This window comes from Bacillus sp. S2(2024) (assembly GCF_050474045.1).
Classification (GTDB): domain Bacteria; phylum Bacillota; class Bacilli; order Bacillales; family Bacillaceae_G; genus Bacillus_A; species Bacillus_A yunxiaonensis.
Genome location: NZ_JBFLUS010000003.1, coordinates 4,870,414 through 4,889,735, shown reverse-complemented (window position 1 = coordinate 4,889,735; position 19,322 = coordinate 4,870,414). Strand labels below are relative to the sequence as shown.

The 19,322-nt window shown below is 35.1% G+C and carries 15 protein-coding genes and 2 pseudogenes; 6 read left to right on the top strand and 11 right to left on the bottom strand.

Annotation, left to right across the window (positions count from 1 at the left end; genetic code table 11):
* Positions 1–1,430, bottom strand: a 1,430-nt coding sequence (locus AB1284_RS24815; RefSeq protein ID WP_429761863.1) for an alpha-glucosidase, incomplete at its 3' end; no start/stop codon positions are given.
* Between the two features lie 357 nt (positions 1,431–1,787).
* On the opposite strand from AB1284_RS24815, the gene AB1284_RS24810 reads away from it, so the two are divergent.
* Entirely contained in the window at positions 1,788–3,512 is a 1,725-nt protein-coding gene (locus AB1284_RS24810) for a hypothetical protein (RefSeq protein ID WP_429752590.1), read from the top strand.
* On the opposite strand, the pseudogene AB1284_RS24805 reads toward AB1284_RS24810, so the two are convergent.
* From AB1284_RS24805 to AB1284_RS24795, 3 genes and pseudogenes are all read right to left on the bottom strand, one after another.
* Positions 3,509–3,751: pseudogene (locus AB1284_RS24805) on the bottom strand (lipoprotein BA_5634 family protein); the annotation flags it as partial. The gene AB1284_RS24810 and the pseudogene AB1284_RS24805 overlap by 4 nt on opposite strands.
* 54 nt (positions 3,752–3,805) lie before the next feature.
* On the bottom strand, positions 3,806–4,732 hold the full coding sequence (locus AB1284_RS24800) for a methyl-accepting chemotaxis protein (protein ID WP_429761864.1): 927 nt from the start codon (positions 4,730–4,732) through the stop codon (positions 3,806–3,808).
* Positions 4,733–4,747: 15 nt separating this feature from the next.
* A pseudogene (locus tag AB1284_RS24795) lies at positions 4,748–4,933 on the bottom strand (HAMP domain-containing protein); the annotation flags it as partial.
* Between the two features lie 507 nt (positions 4,934–5,440).
* Here AB1284_RS24795 and AB1284_RS24790 point away from each other — a divergent pair.
* From AB1284_RS24790 to AB1284_RS24780, 3 genes are all read left to right on the top strand, one after another.
* A complete protein-coding gene (locus AB1284_RS24790) occupies positions 5,441–6,163 on the top strand; it encodes an amino acid ABC transporter ATP-binding protein (protein WP_429752592.1) in 723 nt (240 codons plus the stop codon).
* Between the two features lie 17 nt (positions 6,164–6,180).
* Positions 6,181–6,966, top strand: a complete 786-nt coding sequence (locus AB1284_RS24785) for an ABC transporter substrate-binding protein (RefSeq protein WP_429752594.1) — start codon at positions 6,181–6,183, stop codon at positions 6,964–6,966.
* A 92-nt stretch (positions 6,967–7,058) separates the two neighbouring features.
* Positions 7,059–7,745: an amino acid ABC transporter permease gene (locus AB1284_RS24780; RefSeq protein ID WP_429752596.1), complete on the top strand. Its 687-nt coding sequence runs from the start codon at positions 7,059–7,061 to the stop codon at positions 7,743–7,745.
* 77 nt (positions 7,746–7,822) lie between these two features.
* Here AB1284_RS24780 and AB1284_RS24775 read toward each other — a convergent pair whose 3' ends face one another.
* On the bottom strand, positions 7,823–8,902 hold the full coding sequence (locus AB1284_RS24775) for a fatty acid desaturase family protein (RefSeq protein WP_429752598.1): 1,080 nt from the start codon (positions 8,900–8,902) through the stop codon (positions 7,823–7,825).
* Positions 8,903–9,435: 533 nt separating this feature from the next.
* Between AB1284_RS24775 and AB1284_RS24770 the strand changes: the two genes are divergently transcribed.
* Positions 9,436–10,962 (top strand): FAD-dependent oxidoreductase, encoded by a 1,527-nt coding sequence (locus tag AB1284_RS24770; protein ID WP_429752600.1) that lies wholly within the window; start codon positions 9,436–9,438, stop codon positions 10,960–10,962.
* 41 nt (positions 10,963–11,003) lie between these two features.
* Here the strand turns inward: AB1284_RS24770 and AB1284_RS24765 are convergent, their stop codons facing one another.
* Positions 11,004–11,780, bottom strand: a complete 777-nt coding sequence (locus AB1284_RS24765) for a nucleotidyltransferase domain-containing protein (protein WP_429752602.1) — start codon at positions 11,778–11,780, stop codon at positions 11,004–11,006.
* A gap of 415 nt (positions 11,781–12,195) precedes the next feature.
* Here AB1284_RS24765 and AB1284_RS24760 point away from each other — a divergent pair, with 415 nt between their 5' ends.
* Positions 12,196–12,357 carry a hypothetical protein gene (locus AB1284_RS24760; protein WP_429752604.1) on the top strand — a complete coding sequence of 54 codons (162 nt, stop codon included), beginning with the start codon at positions 12,196–12,198 and terminating at the stop codon, positions 12,355–12,357.
* A 185-nt stretch (positions 12,358–12,542) separates the two neighbouring features.
* On the opposite strand, the gene AB1284_RS24755 is transcribed toward AB1284_RS24760, so the two are convergent.
* The 5 genes from AB1284_RS24755 to AB1284_RS24735 all read right to left on the bottom strand — a co-directional run bounded on the left by AB1284_RS24755 (position 12,543) and on the right by AB1284_RS24735 (position 19,100).
* The gene (locus tag AB1284_RS24755) at positions 12,543–13,655 is read right to left on the bottom strand and encodes a PRK06851 family protein (protein WP_429752606.1); all 1,113 of its coding nucleotides are present in this window, start codon (positions 13,653–13,655) and stop codon (positions 12,543–12,545) included.
* A 125-nt stretch (positions 13,656–13,780) separates the two neighbouring features.
* Entirely contained in the window at positions 13,781–14,956 is a 1,176-nt protein-coding gene (locus AB1284_RS24750; RefSeq protein WP_429752608.1) for a hypothetical protein, read from the bottom strand.
* 166 nt (positions 14,957–15,122) lie between these two features.
* Positions 15,123–16,286 carry an HD-GYP domain-containing protein gene (locus AB1284_RS24745; protein WP_429752611.1) on the bottom strand — a complete coding sequence of 388 codons (1,164 nt, stop codon included), beginning with the start codon at positions 16,284–16,286 and terminating at the stop codon, positions 15,123–15,125.
* Between the two features lie 251 nt (positions 16,287–16,537).
* Positions 16,538–17,773 carry an ATP-binding protein gene (locus tag AB1284_RS24740; protein ID WP_429752613.1) on the bottom strand — a complete coding sequence of 412 codons (1,236 nt, stop codon included), beginning with the start codon at positions 17,771–17,773 and terminating at the stop codon, positions 16,538–16,540.
* A 118-nt stretch (positions 17,774–17,891) separates the two neighbouring features.
* The gene (locus tag AB1284_RS24735; RefSeq protein WP_429752615.1) at positions 17,892–19,100 is read right to left on the bottom strand and encodes a histidine kinase dimerization/phospho-acceptor domain-containing protein; all 1,209 of its coding nucleotides are present in this window, start codon (positions 19,098–19,100) and stop codon (positions 17,892–17,894) included.
* Between the last annotated feature and the right edge of the window lie 222 nt (positions 19,101–19,322).

The window sequence follows — 19,322 nt, the reverse complement described above, 5'->3', positions numbered from 1 at the left end:
GTTCCATAAGTAAACACTTCATGCTCTTTTTTCAATGCAATCATCTTTTTATAGAAATTTAAAATGGAATTTGAATCTGTTTGCTGCACATCTACATTAATTTCTTTATAATTTGGATTCATCCCAAACCAAGGCGTACCTGTTGTAAAACCGGCATTTTCCATACTGCTCCATTGCATTGGTGTACGTGAGTTATCACGGCAAGATGCCCAAATAATCTCCATAATTTCTTGATGAGGTGTCCCCTCTTCAATCTTTTGACGATATAAGTTCTTAATCGCCACATCGTCATAATCTTCAATACGCGGGAACTGAACATTCGTCATTCCAATTTCTTGACCTTGATAAATGAACGGTGTGCCTTGCATAAAGAAATACATTGCCCCTAAAGCTGTTGCACTTTCGCGCCAATATTGTTTATCATCACCCCAAGTAGAGACAATACGAGGTTTATCATGATTTTCCATATAGAGCGCATTCCATCCTTTATTTTCTAAACCTTTTTGCCACTTCGTTAAAACTTTTTTAAGCCCTACAACATCAAGTTCTTTTTTCTTTTCTGCATCCCATAAGCTTAAATGCTCAAATTGGAATACCATATTAAACTTCCCTTGCTCTTCTCCAACCCAAAGCTCAGCATCTTCAATTTTCACACCATTTGCCTCGCCGACAGTCATAATATCATAATTGGCAAATGTTCTTGCTTTTAACTCTTCTAAAAGCGGCTGAATACCATCAACATTCATATGTTTATCAAAAGAAGGTACATACTTGAGCCCTTTTGGATTCGGCATGTCTTTAAACCCTTCTTCTTTTTTAATATGACTAATCGCATCAACACGGAAGCCATCAATTCCTTTATCAAGCCACCAATTCACTGTGTCATATAACACCGCACGTACTTCTTCGTTTTGCCAGTTTAAATCTGGTTGCTTACGTGAGAACAGATGTAAGTAATATTGATCAGTTGCTTCATCATACTCCCAAGCAGATCCATTAAAAATACTTTCCCAGTTATTCGGTTCTTTTCCATTTTTTCCGTCGTGCCAAATATACCAATCACGCTTTGGATTATCCTTGGAAGAACGCGATTCAATAAACCACGGATGCTCATCACTTGTATGATTAATAACTAAATCAATAATAATCTTCATATCACGTTTATGCACTTCTGCTAATAGTTCATCAAAATCAGCCATCGTACCAAATTCGTCCATAATATCTTGATAATCACTAATATCATAGCCGTTATCATCGTTTGGTGATTTATACATTGGACAAATCCAAATTACATCTATACCAAGTTCTTTTAAATAATCTAGTTTTGAAATAATACCTTGCAGATCTCCAATACCATCGCCATTTGAATCCATAAAGCTGCGCGGATAAATTTGATAAGCTACCGCTTCTTTCCACCACGTTTTATTCATAATTTCTTCTCTCCTTTTGCACAAGTTGATGCAAACGTTTTCGTAAAGATATCATAACAAAATATGTGAAATTTGTAACGGGTTTTTTATCGTATATTACCACTTTTACTCATTTAATATGTTTACTGTTCCCTTTCTGATACATAAATGTCTATACTTTTTATCTCGCTATTCGCTGGCAGCCCCCCTCCTCAAGATAGAGAGAAAAATGAAAAAGATCGGGAGAACAATTTCTGGCATATACCAAATTGGACGAAATTCCCATACAGTTCATTTTAAAAATCCATTGCTTACATATAGCAAATCCATTATCTTTAAAAAAGTCTATTGTAATATTTAAAGTAATAGGGAGGATTTATGTTAACATCTTTAAAAATTAAAAAGTTATGCACCGCTATGCATAACCAAATTTTTGATATTCGTTATAAAGCAATGATAGAGCTACACGACATAACAGAAAACAAAATACCCATTCCAGTACTTATAGATCTCGTTTATGCTGCAAGTAAACAATATCCTAATCCCATAGATGAACAAGATGATCCAAGTTTTTGTATCCTTTCTTTCGTCAATCGATACCCAAACGAAACAATCATTGAACCAATATTAGAGTGTTTTTCCGATTTTTCATCACGAGCAAAGGAAGTTGCTCTTGAAACATTAGTAAAAATTGATGAATATAAAGGAATTCCTGCATTTTTGAAATTAGTTAGTATATGTGAGGATGAACAAGTAACCATTCCTTTCTGGTTATTGGAAGAATTAGATGACATTGCTCATCACATTTTCCCTCAACTTTTAAAGGAAATTGATGAAGGAGAAAAAGGGGTTCATATTCTGGCTTTATTATTACAACTGTTACTTCATAAAAAATACATATTAACACCATCCGATCAAGCAATGTTACAACATATTTTGCCATCAAAAGCACAGTCAGTATACAAAGATTATCAATCATTTGAGAAAGAATACTATATAGACAAAGTATATCAGCAATGGAATGAGATGTATCTCCCAATTCGTTCTGAGTTAAGCATATACTGCGGCATTATGGGATTTTTATGTGATACATACACAAGGGAGCTTCTCGAAAATTTCCTATCCCTAAAAGATGATTGGATCGCATGTAGTGCTCTTATCGCATTAACAAGAAAAGGAATCGAGCAAGAATTGGATTTATATGAAACATATGCAAAATTATCTGAGACTCGGAGTTTTCTATTTTTACAGTTACAACTTCTAGAACGAGAAGACTTGTTCCCATTACAATATAAAACACAAGAACAACTGGTATTAGGACAAATCGAAGAAATGTTGTTAGAAGGAACCTTCAAACATTTGCCTAGTACACATACAATTTGGAAAGAATGCGAGCAACAAGATGAAAATGGCATCGATTGGATATATTATGTAACAAAGTTTACAAGTGAACAAATGCCCTGGAAAGAAAAAGGAGAACTTACTACCGTTGCTCGTGTGCAAAAACAAAACTTAACAAGAGAATTAACAATAGAAATAGAAGCATTCACCGGATACGAAGAAGCTCATAAATATTCTGTTAAAGAGCATATAGAACGCGCAATTGAATTTGGCAGCAATGATGATGAAATTGCAATAATCAATGAAGAAATGATTTATCAATTTACACCTTCATTTGATTATCTCCGTCTCATTAGCTCTATTATACTAGCAGGATTTTCTATCTTTTATTTTAAAGACAAGAACCTAGTAGAAATCATGTTGATTGCCGCACTAGCTACCGCTTTAGTTTGGATTATTCAAAAAAACTATCGCGAAGTAAAAGCAACATTTGTTCATTTAAAACACGGTTACATTGAATATCAAACAATATATGATGCATGGAAAATCCGCACAAGTGAAATTGCTGCGATTACTTTTGAAAAAAGAAAATTCCGTAAAGGGGAACGCTTAGAGAAGCTCGCTTTTACTACAGACTATATAGTCTTTTATGATAAAAACCAACAAGAGCTTTTAGCAATTCCTTTATACCTATTGAATGAAGAACTGCTTTTCAATTGGATAGAACATGTCGTCCCACACGCAGCTGTTACAATTGATTAAAGAACAAATAAAGTGACACTTTCATCCGTGCAAAGTAATATAAAATAAGGTAGCGCATGAGCGCTACCTTGTTTTGGTAAACCTTTTGCTGGATTCTTATCAAACTTCAATACACCTACAGATTTTTCTTCACCATTAATTTTTGTATACGCTGCATCATCTATAATGGCAAACATATCAGCATATGAGCGGTCATCACCAATAATAATATTTCCTTCATACTTTAATTTACGACCGTCATAACACCTTTCGTTTACAACAAAATAAAAAGGAAGAACGATCATCGTTCTTCCCTATACCATAAACTGTGCAATTGTCTTCTTTAATTCCGCTGCCCGCTTCTCTAAATCTTTTGATAGCCGATCAATGAATATCATATTTTCAGATTGCTTCATTGTTACGCGAGCAACTTCCTGTGCTCCTGCAGAAGTTTCTTCAGCAATTGCTGCTACTTCCTTCGTTTGTATACCCGTTTCATGAATATAATTCATCTGTTCATTCATATAACTACTAATTTTTTGAATCGCATCCACTACTTCCATAATGCTTGCTGTCATTTCTTTTAAAATAACTTCTGTTGCTTCGCCGCGTTCTGCCTCTTCTTTCGCTACTTTCACTTGCTCTTTCATTTGTAGAGAAACATGGTTCACTTCGTTTTGCATATCATGCAATAACTTTGAAATATTTTGTGCTGAACTTGCACTTTCATCTGCTAATTTTCGTACTTCTTCAGCAACAACTGCAAACCCTCTTCCATGTTCTCCGGCACGCGCTGCCTCAATTGATGCGTTTAAGGCTAACAAATTCGTTTGGCTAGCAATTTCACTCACTAATAAGACAATATGCCCTACTTGCTTCGTGTGATCTTCTAGCTTTTGTACACTTTTCATCGACTGTTCATTTTCTCTTGCTAACATTTGAATCCCTTCAATAAGTGACACAAAAACACGTGTACTTTGCCCAAGCGCCTGCACCATTTGCGAAGATAATTGATCTGATTGTTTTGCTTTTTCTTCTACTTCACTTGCAATAGAAATTGTGGCATCAACAGTAGAAACAATCGTTTGAATAGAAGCAGCTGATTGCTCAGCTCCTACGGAAATTTCGGTGAGTGTTTCCGATACTCCTTGTGCTTGTTTCGTCGCCTCTCCTGTTTGCTCTCGAATTTGCTGTACTTGATTGTGTGTGTATGCAAACGTTGTATCAATATTTTTCACCATTGTCCGTAAATTTCCAAGCATCGCATTAAAAGCAACACTTAAAGAACGGATCTCATCATCTGCTTTTGGAAGAGAAACATCTTCACGAATATCTCCATTCGCCGCTTTATGGGCAGCTTCTTCCAGCTTTCGAAGTGGTTTAATAAGAAAATCTGCTGCAAAATATGCTAAAATCCCTGACCAAATAACCCCTAATATCATCACAATAATATTGTACATAGTTTGATTTATGTATTCATGAACATAATCATATACAACATAAATAAACACCAAACTTGTTGAATACGTAATAAGCGCTAAAATCGTCGTAAACAACACTAGCTGTATACGCAATCCAAAGGAAAAAGGCTTCTTTTCTTTCTCCATCCTAAGCTTCCCCCTATCTAAATGATATAAGTATCTTCTATATGTTATTATCTATATTTTTCATATAAAAAGATATATAGATTCATAAAATAAATAATTAAATTTTAAAATAAATAATTACACCTCTATTCCTTTCTATCAATGATCCTATATAACACACCTAAATATTGCTGTTTACAGATTTTATATACGACAATTTATCCCGCTATTCGCGGGCAATAAGATCCCCCACTTTATAATCCCTTTAAATTTTTAACAAAAAATAAAGGAATATGACAATTTATGACTAATTACCAAAAACAAGGTATTTTTATACACCTGAATTTCATTGGAGGGGGATGCATGATACAAGTTCAAAATCTAACAAAATCTTTTGGTTCCTTAAACGTGCTCAAAAACGTCAATTTACACGTGCAAGAAAAAGAAGTTGTTGTCTTAATTGGTGCAAGCGGTTCAGGGAAAAGTACATTATTGCGCTGTTTAAATTTCTTAGAGATGTATGATGATGGAGAAATTTCGATACAGGGAGAAAAAATCCATCCAAAACATACAAATCTAAACAAAGTCCGCGAAGATGTCGGCATGGTTTTTCAACATTTTAATTTATTTCCTCATATGACCTCACTAGAAAACATCATTGAAGCTCCTATTCACGTCAAGAAGTTAGACAAAACAAAAGCAACAAGCATTGCCTACGAATTGTTAGGAAAAGTCGGATTGCAAGATAAGGCTAACGTAATGCCCGATCTTTTATCAGGTGGCCAAAAACAACGAGTCGCTATCGCAAGAGCACTCGCAATGAATCCGAAGATTATGTTATTTGACGAACCTACCTCAGCTCTCGATCCTGAACTCGTCGGAGAAGTACTACAAGTTATGAAAGACCTCGCAAAAGAAGGTATGACAATGATTATCGTCACGCATGAAATGGGATTTGCCCGTGATGTAGCTGACCGCATCATTTTTATGGATGACGGACAAATCGTAGAAGATGCACCTCCAGAACAGTTTTTCACCGCTCCGTCAAATCAGCGTGCGAAGCAATTTTTACGAAACATTATATAAACATTGGAGGGGTTTTTATGAAACGAAAGATGTTTAAAGTAATAGCAGCGATTACATTATGTGCTTCTTTAGTATTAAGTGCCTGTAGTAAAGAAAGCAGCACTACATCAACAGACGGAAAGAAAGAATTTCGCTATGCAATGAGCGGTTTATATAAACCATTTAACTATAAAGAAAATGGCAAGCTTGTCGGCTTTGATGTCGAAATTGGTGAGGCACTTGCTAAAAAAATGAATATGAAGGCTGTTCCTGTAACAAATCCTTGGGAAACACTCATACAAGGTCTGCAAGCAAAAAAATATGATGTAATTTTAGGAAGTATGGCTATCACAGAAGATCGTCTCAAAGCGGTTAATTTTACGAATCCATATTATCGCTCTGGGGCACAAATTTTCGTTTCAAAAACTAACACATCAATCTCCTCTGCTGAAGATTTAAAGGGGAAAAAAGTAGGTGTCGTAAAAGCAAGTACATTCAAAACACTTGTTGCCAAGCAGACAAATCAAATTACAGAATACGATAGCGACATTACCGCTCTTATGGATTTAGAACCAGGGCGAGTTGATGCTGTTGTCACAGATCAAATGGTCGGTCTTCGTATGATGAAAGAGGGAAAATCAAATATAAAAGATGCTGGTAAACCATTATCTCTTGATGAAATGGCCATTGCTGTTCGCAAAGATGATAAAGAATTAATGCAAAAATTAAATAAAGCATTAGATGGAATCATTCAAGATGGTACATATGAGAAAATTAGTAAAAAGTGGTTTGGTCGTAACATTCTAGGCGAGAAAGCAAAATAAATTTTTATACATGAGTAGTGCCCCGCACCTTTCCTTAGGGCATTGCTATCATATTCATAAAATTAAAATCAACTCATATAGAGGTGATACTAATGATCGATATTTTCATATCTACATATCCAACGTTCCTAAAAGCAATTGTTCTGACATTACAATTAACAATAACCTCCTTATTGCTTGGATGCCTAATTGGATTGTTATTTGCTTTTTTTCGTATTTCCAATAGTAAACTCTTAAATGGAATTGCACATGTATACATTGCCATTATTCGTGGTATACCGTTAGTTGTACAAATTATGATTCTCTATTTTGGAATTACATCTGTTATTGTGTTATCACCTTTTTGGGCTGGCGCTATTGCCCTCGCTATTCATAACGGCGCCTATATTACCGAAATTTTCAGGGGTTCCATTCAGTCTGTAGACCGAGGTCAACTCGAAGCAGCTCGCTCTTTAGGAATGACATACCCATTAGCAATGCGACGTATTATTTTGCCTCAAGCATTTCGTTTGTCTATTCCGCCTCTAGGCAATCAGTTCATTATCGGCTTAAAAGACTCTTCACTCGTTGCCTATGTAGGAATGTCCGAGCTATGGGGATCCGGGCTTTCTGAAGCTGCTGCCAACTTTCAGCAACTTGAAACATATATTGTCGTCAGCATCTATTACCTTGTGCTGGTTCTTCTATTTACATACCTCGTTCATCTTCTTGAGAAACGATTAGCACGAAAAAATATGAATCATACACAACCCGCTAAGCAAAAAGAAATCCCTATGTAAAAAGCACGAACTCTTCATGAGTTCGTGCTTTTATCTTTATTATATAAAAATCACTGATTCTAATACCGAAATATATTTTAGCCGTTTTTTACATTTTTTACTTCTTCTATACTTTCCTCGCGATATTCAATATTCGCAGGATCTAATCCATTCCCTAAGGAACCGTATAGATGAGCTTTATGCGGATCAATTAACTCGCTACCTTGGTGGTACACACGCGGTGTATTCCAAAGCGCAGCTAAAGCTTTCCCCATCGGCATTTCATGATAGCGCTCTGGCCACATTTCTTTAATTTTCTCTTTTACTAATGGATAGTATTTTGAGCTCATACCTGGGAACAAGTGATGCTCTGTATGATATGAGAAATTAAAATGTAACACGTCTACCCAGCGCGGCACTGTTACTGATAAACAGTTGGCAAGCGGATCGTTTACAGGAACAATCGGATTCAAACGGTGATTTGTTGCGATATATCCCATTACAATAGCGTTTGCAATTAATAATGGAATAACGTAAGCAAAAAACCATTTTAAAGGTCCCATAATAAAAAATAAACTAATCCAAACTGTCCATGGTAAAAGAAGCTGAAGCCATACAGATTTTTGAGTTGATGGCTTAAATTCCTTGATAAAAAGGAAAAACATACGAGACGAATGCATCGTAAATTGAAATGTTAACGATAGAAAGCTAAAGAAAGAACGAACGTGCAACGGAAGGCGATATACCCAGCGTAAAAATTTGCTTTTCTTAAACTTATCCATCGTTGGCCACGCATCCGGATCATGCTCCTCATGCTGTGTATGCACATGGTGAGTCAAATTGTGCCACTTTCTCCACAACTTTGGTCCAGTTGACAGCGGCAAGAACGCAATTGCTCCAAGAAAATCTCGTAGCCACGCTTTTCTTACTACTGTACCATGCAAAATTTCATGTCCTAGAAATCCCATAGATGCAAAACATAATCCTAAAACGATTGCAATTCCAAGATTAGCCCACACGTTCAAATCTAATAAACCAATTGTCAAAAATCCCGCTATCGTAATAAGTAAATAGGCTAGTCCACCAAACAAACGAGTTGGGACTGGTTTAAATGCCTTCTTTGGCAAATGCGGTGATACACGTGCTGCATACCATCCAAACGTATGAAGATCCTTCATTCTTTTACCCCCTTTGCATGCCGCGCTTACGCACCTTACATACATCGATTGTCGTTTCCAGATTGATAATACTATTATTATAAAATTTTCTTTCTCAAAGAAAATTATGTTCACTCATTCTTACAATTATTATTCATTGAAAAACATTTCTCTTTTTACCCTTTATCAACCTTTCCACTAGATGAATCATATCAGTAGACTTTCTATGTTGTCAATAACTTTTATGACCTAGTAATAAAAGTTGGTTATATTTTCATAATCACTTCTTATGTTACTAAATAAAAAACGCTTATTTACCAACATTTACACTTCTACCAATTCTTTATCACTTCATTACTAAACACTTAATTTTATGAAGGATACTATACTTAATCCTATTTATCTTATGTTATGTCAAGCAAATAAAAACAAAAAACCCTGTACAAAGCCTCCGCTATTTTATTATTTTAAAATAATTTAATTTTAACACATGAAATTTTTGTTAATGGAAAAATTAAGTAACAGAAACTAATTACAATAAGAGGTGCATTCAGATGGAATATGAACAAATGCCAAGATTTCCAGAACCATATTGGCGAGATTCTACTACCTTCCCTACTTTTCCAAAGTTAACCGAGAACATAAAAACAGAAGTTGCCATTGTCGGAGCAGGTATCACGGGCATTACAACAGCCTACTTACTTGCAAAAGAAGGAATCAAAGTTGCATTAATCGATGCCGGAAATATATTAAATGGCACAACAGGGCATACAACCGCAAAAATTACAACCCAGCACGATCTTATTTACGATGAACTAATTAGCAATTTTGGGGAAGAGAAAGCGAGATTATATTACGAAGCAAACGATAAAGCACGGCAATTTATAAAAGATATCGTACAACAGCACAATATCCAATGTGATTTCACAGAAGAAGATGCTTATCTATATACGAATTCAACCGAAAGTCTACACAAGTTAACGAAAGAATTAGAAGCATACAAAAAGCTTGGTATCCCTGGCAAATACGTAGAAAGTATCCCGCTTCCAATTCCTATAAAAGCGGCACTTGTTATAAAGAATCAAGCACAGTTCCATCCGCTTCGCTATTTAGCGGCGCTTGTCGAGCAATTCATTGAAGCTGGCGGTGTTATATACGAAAACACAACTGCAGTTGATGTGGAAAAGGGATCTTATCTGCAAGTCATTACAAGGGACGGACATCGAGTTACTTGTAGCTATATCATTTCTTGTTCACACTTTCCGTTTTATGATGCGAACAGCTTTTTCTTCGCAAGAATGTACGCAGAGCGCTCTTATGTCCTCGGTGTAAAAACAAAACAAGAATATCCAGGGGGAATGTATATAAGTATTGATAATCCGAAGCGTTCCCTTCGCTATACAGCAATGGGTGATGAAAAATTGGTGTTAATTGGCGGTGAAAGCCACAAAACAGGACAAGGCATTAACATGATGAAACACTATGATGCACTGCAAGCATTTGGCGAAGAAACCTTTGGCATAGAAGAAATTCCATACAGATGGGCAACGCAAGATTTGATTACACTCGATAAAGTTCCTTATATCGGACACATCAATGAAAATAACCCTAACATTTTCGTCGCAACAGGCTACCGTAAATGGGGCATGACAAATGGAACTGCGGCAGCTTTATTATTAAAAGCGTCCATCATGAAAATCGATAGCCCATACAAAGAACTGTACGCACCATCACGTTTCCATACGAATCCAGATATAAAAACGTTTGTCACTCAAAACCTCGATGTAGCAAAACATTTACTTGAAGGAAAACTGGAATTTGCACTTCGTAAACCAGAAGATCTCGAAAATGGAGAAGGTGCTGTCGTAAGGGTAAACGGAAAACGTGCCGGTGCTTATAAAGACGATGACGGCAAACTTCACATTGTTGATACAACTTGTACACACTTAGGCTGTGAAGTGGAATGGAATAATGGTGATTGTACGTGGGATTGCCCTTGTCATGGTTCGCGGTTTTCAATTCATGGAGACGTAATTGAGGGGCCGGCTGATAAGGCGTTAAAGAGAATTGAAGATATGTAATACTGTTAATGTACACCCTTTACCAAGGAGGAGCACCAATATTATCGGTGCTCTTTCCAGCTTTGCTGTAGCATATCCCGAAACAGGACATTCAACTGCTCAATATCTATAGCTGTCTTCTTTTCTAAACTCTTCACATACTCCTCGTAATACATAATCTGTTCTTCTAAAAATTCATTCAATGCCGCAATTCTTGGTCCTACATCCAGCTCGATACCTGCTTTTTTCTTCTCAAGCAGTTCCTCAATTTCTTTCAAAAGGTCTGCGCCCAAGGCTAATCCATTCATTAACTTTTCAAACTCAACAGGCGGCAATGTTCCATTCTCTTCTAACCATTTACAAGCCAATATCGGACGTAATACATAAAAGTATTTCTTTAGCTTTACTTCTTCACCTTTCAAAAACGTGCGATAGTTTTTAGATGCCATATGTAAGTAATGATATATCGTTGCTTTTTGGTCAAAATAGCTACTCATTTCCTGCAAACGCTCCGGAAGATTTGATGCCTTAGCGTATACAATTGGCGAAAGAATCCACTCTAACAAAGCTGGATTCGATTTAGAAAATAGCTGTAATGCTTTCCGGAGTTCCCAGCCAGTTATATCGAGGGCATCGCTAACTGGATACTCAATAACGTCCCGCCTTTGGTTAATTGATAAGTACCAGTCCACTCGATGTATGTATACAAAACGAACATCATAATCACTATCTTTCGACGGGAACCCCCACGCCCTGCTTCCGGATTCAACAGCGAAGAGAATCTTTACGTCGTTTTCTCTTTCAATTCGTTGTAGTTCTAATTGAATTTTTTCTCTCATATGTATCACTCTCATTTTTCTATCATTTCCTCGGAAATTCGACACCGAATCCAAAACACCTGCCTTTAGTATGGCATCTGCGATAACATACATATACAAGTTTTCTATATATGTGCTGTCTTCTTTTAAGATGAAATATCAATGAAGAAAACCCTCTATTTTTCAACTATTGTAGCTTTGAAATAAAGTTTGATCAAAAATACCTCGCAACCCCAAGTTTTACGATAAATAAAAAGAATCCATTTTGAAAATATTGATTAAAATGAATTCTTCTCCAGCAGATTTGAGTTCCCTGACCATTGCTGATCCTAAGCCAAACAACTATACCACCTCTAGCAAAATAATTAGCATACCATATTCAAGAAAGGTTAGTTAACTAATAGCATATGTTTTATTGGAAGGGTGTGATTGAATTATGGATCATCAGAAATGGGGCGTTGGAGGATTAGTATTCGTTGGCTGCATGTTTCTTGGTGGAGGAGTGGGATCTTTATTAGGAAGTTCCCAAATTGGATGGCTGATAGGAATGGGTGTTGGATTTCTCGGGATGGCTTTAACGAGACTGATTAGAAAATAATAGAACAGAGGGTTCTTCTTTCAGTAAATAAGACAATATGCATTTAAATAATTACTTACATACTAGCCCTGTAACATGTAGTAATCGTACTCATACAAAGCCACTCCTAAAAGACACTACCATATGTCACTTCCGCGTTAGGCAGGATAAGATATCAAAAAACTAACACCTTGGAAACCAAGGTGTTAGTTTTGCTCTTGTGATATTTTCTCTGCAATCCGTTCAAACTCTGCTTGTATTTCCTCTTTGAATGCATCCACTTTATCAAAATCCATCGCTGCAATATAAATTCTCTCTAGTTTGTCACGTGCAGATTTTGCCCTCGCTAAATAGGACATCGCTTCATTCATTTTTTCTCTATAGCGCCTTGATACATCATGAATTTCTACTGCATATTTTTCATCTGTTCCCGGTTCAATAATAAGCTTATACATATCAATGATTTCATCACTCTCACGTGTTGGAAAATATTCATGAGGTGCTGTACTATCAAAGATCGCAAAGCCAAGCTCTCTTACAATAACCATATCAAGACTATTTGGATCAAAGCCGCAATGATAAATCTCAACATCGAAGCCCTTCTCTTCAGCTGCCGCTGCTAATTTTTTTAACATCGTCGATTTCCCAGAACCAGGACGCCCTTTTATAAAATAACGCTTCGGTACATCTTCCGTTAAATTTGGAACAAAATCAACTGCTCCTTTTGGCGTTGCAGCTCCTAAAAAACGATGCTTTACATTGGCTTGTTTCGTACACGTTTTATCAGTAAAAAATCGCTGTATGAGCTGTCCTGTCAGCTCATTTGCTTTTTTAAAATCAATATGGTCAATATAAAATTTCTCCCACTCATCATGAATCTCTAACGCTGTCTTAAAACACGCATAAGCTGCTTGAAATGCATTGCTCGCTTCCGATGTATAACGCATAATCTCATCTTTATGCGCCCTAAGTTGAATAGAATCCCAGGCTACCCCTAAATTTATATACTCTTCTATAACACCTGGCGCTTTCGGTTCAATAACATGCGGTGCTGTTCCATCAACAATCCCAACCTTTAATGACGGAATAATCACACCATCAATTGAGTTATTGTCAGACGAACAATGTAACAATTCAATATCATACCCTTTATCAACCCACTCACGACCAATCACCTTCATAAGCGAAGATTTTCCTGTTCCAGGTCCACCTTTTAAAATAAACAACCGGTCTAACCCAGTTAAGTTCTCTTCATATAAACTGTAAAATCCCCTTGCTGTATTACCGCCAGCATAATAATTTTTTATATTTCCTGTCACTGCCTTTCACTCCCTTGTAAGCAGTTTCACTACATAAGCTACAATATGCAAACAGGAAAGAATAGGTGAATACCCATCTACAGGCCAAAAAAGAGAAACTCATAACAGTTTCTCTTCATCTATCATTATTCATTTCTATATTTTTTTCTCCAAGAATACAGAAGAAGGCTTAACATAATGACCGTTTGTAGCATAATAATCGCCGCATCCCAAAAATATAAATTCGATACTGGTTTTTGCAAGTTAGGAATCGTTTGCCTCATCATATACACCGACTGCGGAATATAAAACAGAACTGCCAATGCAATTGTTACAGTAACGCCGATAACATAAAAAAGGCCATAAAAACGAACAACCTTCTCTTCACCAGTAAACAATTCACTATTGTTCACACGGAACTTTGGAACAAACAAACCTTTTATATAGCGCTTTCCATTCTCCATTAAGTTATAACAAGCTGTCATATTTTCAAACACATAATACAAATCTGTTTTCATATATATGCAGCATTGATATACCATACGTAAAGTAGTATCAAATACAGCAAGCGCAAGAATCCCTGACAATACTTGTGAATGGATTGGAAAAAGGATTTGAATCATTACAGCAATAAATAAAATAACTGTATCAAAACTCATGCCCGCTAAATACAGAATGTTTCTTTCTTTCGCAGGCAACTTCCAAACGGATGACATATCTGTCTCAAGTACAACGAAAAATAAACGATGTCCAAATTCCACCTTTGTTGGAAAATCATGCGCCCTAATCGCAAGCACATGCCCCATTTCATGAATAAACACCAAAAAAAATGTGATAGAAGCCCAAACTAAAATATTAAACGTCATCACATCAAACACGAACAAATCTTTATAGTTTGGCAATAAAGATGGATTCACGATAAAAAGAGCGATATTCACTACAAAAAGAATCGTATAGAGCAGCATTGTCTTTTGATTAAAAAAGAAACGACCAACCTTTGGAGAAATCCATGAAAATCCTAATTTCTCCTTTTCTTTCTTACAAACTATTTCCTCACCATCTACTGCTTGAACAAGCTCTAAATCGAGCAATTGCTGTGCAAAATCAAGCATATCGACGTCTTCTTCAGGATACTGTTTTTGTAATTTCTCTTCTACTTCTCTTAAGTGCAATCCCTTTTGAATCATAGTAATTGCATCAATACAAATAAGAGGCATTTCATAAAATTCACCGGTTGTTACATCTTCAACAATGTAATTTTTTTGATCTTGACGGACTTCTATATTATGTAATACTAATGCCGATTCATATGTTAGTTTCATAGTATTCACCTTTTTCTATAACAGCTGAAATAAATAAAAAAGGATGCGAAGCATCCTTTTTTATTTATTTTAGTGCAATGGCCATGGACACCACCAACATGTTATTTTTACTTTTTTCAACTTACGAATTTTCATTTTTTCACCCCCCCTCCTTTTAATGGTATCCTTATATATCTCCCTTACAAGATAGCTTTTGATGTGTTTCTTTCCAAGCTGGATACACCTTTTGAAATAGCTCTACTAAATCTGGATCAAACTGTGTTCCTTTTCCACCAATAATTCTCTTATAAGCTTCTTCTAAAGGAAGTGCGGAGCGATATGATCGTGAGGATGTCATTGCATCAAAAGCATCTGCAACTGCCGTAATACGTGCTAATAATGAAATTTCCGTTTCTTTTAATTGATCTGGATAACCTTTTCCATCCCAACGTTCATGGTGAGAACGAATTACACTAATTCCTCGTTGTAAGCCTTCTACTCCTTGCATCGCATCCGCCCCAACAGTCGTATGCGTTTTAATAACTTCAAACTCCTCAGCCGTTAAACGAGAAGGTTTTGTTAAAATATGATCTGGAATATGTATTTTTCCAATATCGTGAAGTAAACAAGCATAGTAAAATTCTTTTAATTCATCCGCCTTAAATCGCCCTGTTTCTTTCGCCAGTATAAGTGCATAAGCAGCCACTCGTTCACTATGTCCTCTCGTATAAGGATCCTTTAATTCTAAAGTTGCAATAACCCCTTTTACTAACGCTTCTAGTTGTCTATCATATGAAATTTTTACTACTTCTACATAGCGTCGAAAACGTTTTAACAATATATAAGCAACAAAAGATAAAAGTGAAATAGCTATAATTGGAATAATGACAGTAGCTGTTTGTAATACTAATCCAATCAAAATATATTTACTTAATACACCTAAAAATACAAACCAAAAAAAACGTGTATTAACAAAAATAGGCGTAAATAAAATCGCAAACAATTCCGCAATATTACCGCTTGCATATATCCTCGGGTACATTAAATAACTCCCAATATCATCTATAATCGTTAATAAGATATATATACCAAAACAAATGTATTTGATTAAGGACTCTTTATTTTCTTTAAAAACATAATACATCACAGGTAATAACAAGAGCATAATAATATAAAACCACGGCCCCATAAAACTTATATGTTTTGTACCATCTTTTACAATACAGACTGGGAAAATATAATTATACAAAAAATCATATAATATAAAAACGGAATAAAATAATGATACAAACCATTTTGTAGCCTGCTTTTCTTCCCTTTCTAAGGCGGGATTAGTTAACACATTTTCCATATTTGCCCCCATAAGCTGTATGTACTCTTGGAAGTGTATATTATTTATTTAAATATACAACTACAAGGTTATTTTAACCAACATAACATTTCGCCATTTATCGACATTTTCCTCTATTATAAATGAAATATTTTCTAAATAAAACAGATTGCCCCCTCTTTAACAATACTTTTACATCTTTGTTTACTTATAATCATGTATAAAAGAACTCTTCTTTCACCGTTTGAAAGAAGAGTTCTTTATACATATATTTATTTTATCTCTGCCACCGGTAACATAACATTTACCTTTGTCCCAACACCAATCTTGCTTTCAAATACTATTTTACCTTGATGATCTTCAATAATTTTATATGTAACCATTAGTCCTAATCCCGTTCCATTTTCTTTTGTCGTATAAAATGCTTCACCTATTTTATCTATTTTCTCTTGATCCATTCCGCAGCCTTCATCAGTAACACTCACTACAATTTGATTATCCTGAACTAAATTCGCTTCTACAATAATATTGCCGCCATTTGGCATCGACTCTATCGCATTTTTAATAATATTAAGAAATACTTGTTTCATTTGTTTCTCATCACATTGTATGGAAGGTAATGCTTTATCAGACATCATCGAAATTGTAATACCACATTGTGAAGCTGGCTGCTCTACAATATAAATCACATAAGATAAAATATCATTTATATTATGTAGTTTATATTCTCTCTTTTTTGGCTTCCCAAGAACCATTAATTCACTAACAATCGTATTCATGCGCTCAATTTCTTGCACCATAACATTATAATATACAGCATCTTCAGGGTGCTTTTCTCTCTGCAATTGTGTAAATTCTTTTAATGACGTTAACGGGTTACGAATTTCATGTGCAATAGCAGTCGCCATTTTCCCAACGACTGCTAGCTTCTCGGCTTGCTGCGCTTCTTCAAATATTTTTGTAATGGTACGAATATACGCTTTAAAACGCGTTAACAGAAGGCATGATATAATTGCAAGAATTACACAAAATACAATAGGAATAATAGCTCTTGGCGTCCCTAAGATAATTCCTAGAAAGGCATATTTCCCAATCATCCCAAGTGTGACTACCCAAAAATATCGTTTATTCACAAAAAGGGGAGAAAATAGAATAAGAAATGGTTCTACTACGTTCCCGCTTGTGAATTCTTTAGTAGTTCCTAAATACATCATTAAATTATTCACTACATCAATGAAGATGTATCCAAGGAAAATAATATACTTTACAGCATATGGATTTTTCTTTTTTATAAAATAAACCCCTATTATTAATAATAGTAGCATGAAAGCATACATTCCAAACTCTAATCCACCTTCAGGCGGAGCAAAATCCTTGTCATCTATTTTCATTTTGAGATAAATATAATTATAGATAATGTCATAAGAGAAGAAAATAATATAAAACAAGCTCAAAAAAAGTTTTAGTGCTTTAATCTCCTCTTGTATAAGTACATGAACCTTGTCCACGATAAAACTCCTTTATCAACAACAACAATTTTCCTAGTCATTTATTACCTTATAAAAAACAATTTTATGAAACTGTTCTATATCGAATAAATTACTAGTATAAGTATGATTTATAAAGTTAATACTGTTCTGCCTGTGTAATTGGCAAAATTACCTCTATCTTAGTACCAGTAATGATTCCATGATTGAAATAGACTTGCCCTTGATGCTCATTCACAATTTTATAAATAGCCATTAAACCTAAAGCAATTTCGCTTTCCTTTTTCATTTCAAAAGGATTTGCAATATCCCCCCTACTTTTTCTATCAATTGTACACATTCTATCAGAAATATATATAAGAGCTTGATTTTCTGTAATCATATACATTCCAACATTTATATTTTTTTCTTGTTTCATTGTTTCAATTACCTTTTTTATAGCATGAACTAAGACGTATTGTATTTGACTCGCATCACATTCTATATTTGGTGCATCTTCTGTAAAAACGTGGTTCACCTTTATCTTACTTTCCAACATTTTTTGTTCTGCCTCAGTCTCAGTAATTGCTGCTAATATTAACTGCTTTACACTATGTATACCATACTCCATAGATCTTGGTTTTCCTAGAATCATAAGCTCACTTATCATTTCATTCATTCTTTCAATTTCTTGAATCATGTTAGGATAAACTGGATCATCCGGATACTTTTCTTTCTGTAATTGTGTAAAACCTTTTAACGATGTTAGCGGATTGCGTATTTCATGTCCAATGGCTGCAGACATCTCTCCTATAACTGCCAACTGCTGCTTTTGTTTTGTTTTTGTAAATACCTTATTAATTCCCTCAATGTAAGATTGGAAGCGCATTAATAAAATGTAGGAGATACCTAATATTACAATAGGAACAAGCATTGTGAGAAAAGCCTTCGGCTCTTGAAATACAGCTATAATTACACTATATTTTATAACTAAACTAGTAGTTAAAACCCAGAGATACCTTGTACTCATAAAAATAGGGACAAAAAAAGTCAAAACACTTTCCATGAAATTTCCAGCCCCGAGCCCAGATGCTCCACTCAAATACATTGTTACATTACAAAAAATATCTCCAAACAAATATCCTATTAAATATACATATTTTACTGCATGTGGAATCTCTCTTTTTATGCAATGTATGCCAATCAATAATAAAACTAACATAAGCAGACACAACCCAATGGCCAGTACAAATTTATATGTACCCGTGTTGAAGTTTACTCCCTTTATGTGTGGTCCCTGAAAAATTATATAAGCAAAATTAAACACCCACAAAAATAACTTTGCACTTTTCATTTCTTCTTCAAACAATATGGTATTTGGATTCACCTTAAACTCCTTTGCACACTTATATAATTGCGAATAAAAATCTCCCTAACATTACATTATAACAATAATACAATGTTACACAATCTTATTGTAAAAATACAAAAGAAGACTTTTATCTAATAGATTACATCTCTAATTAGAAATAGCCTTCTTCCCATTACTTATTCTCCCCTGCTATTTTGAAATATCTTTTCACGCTCTTTG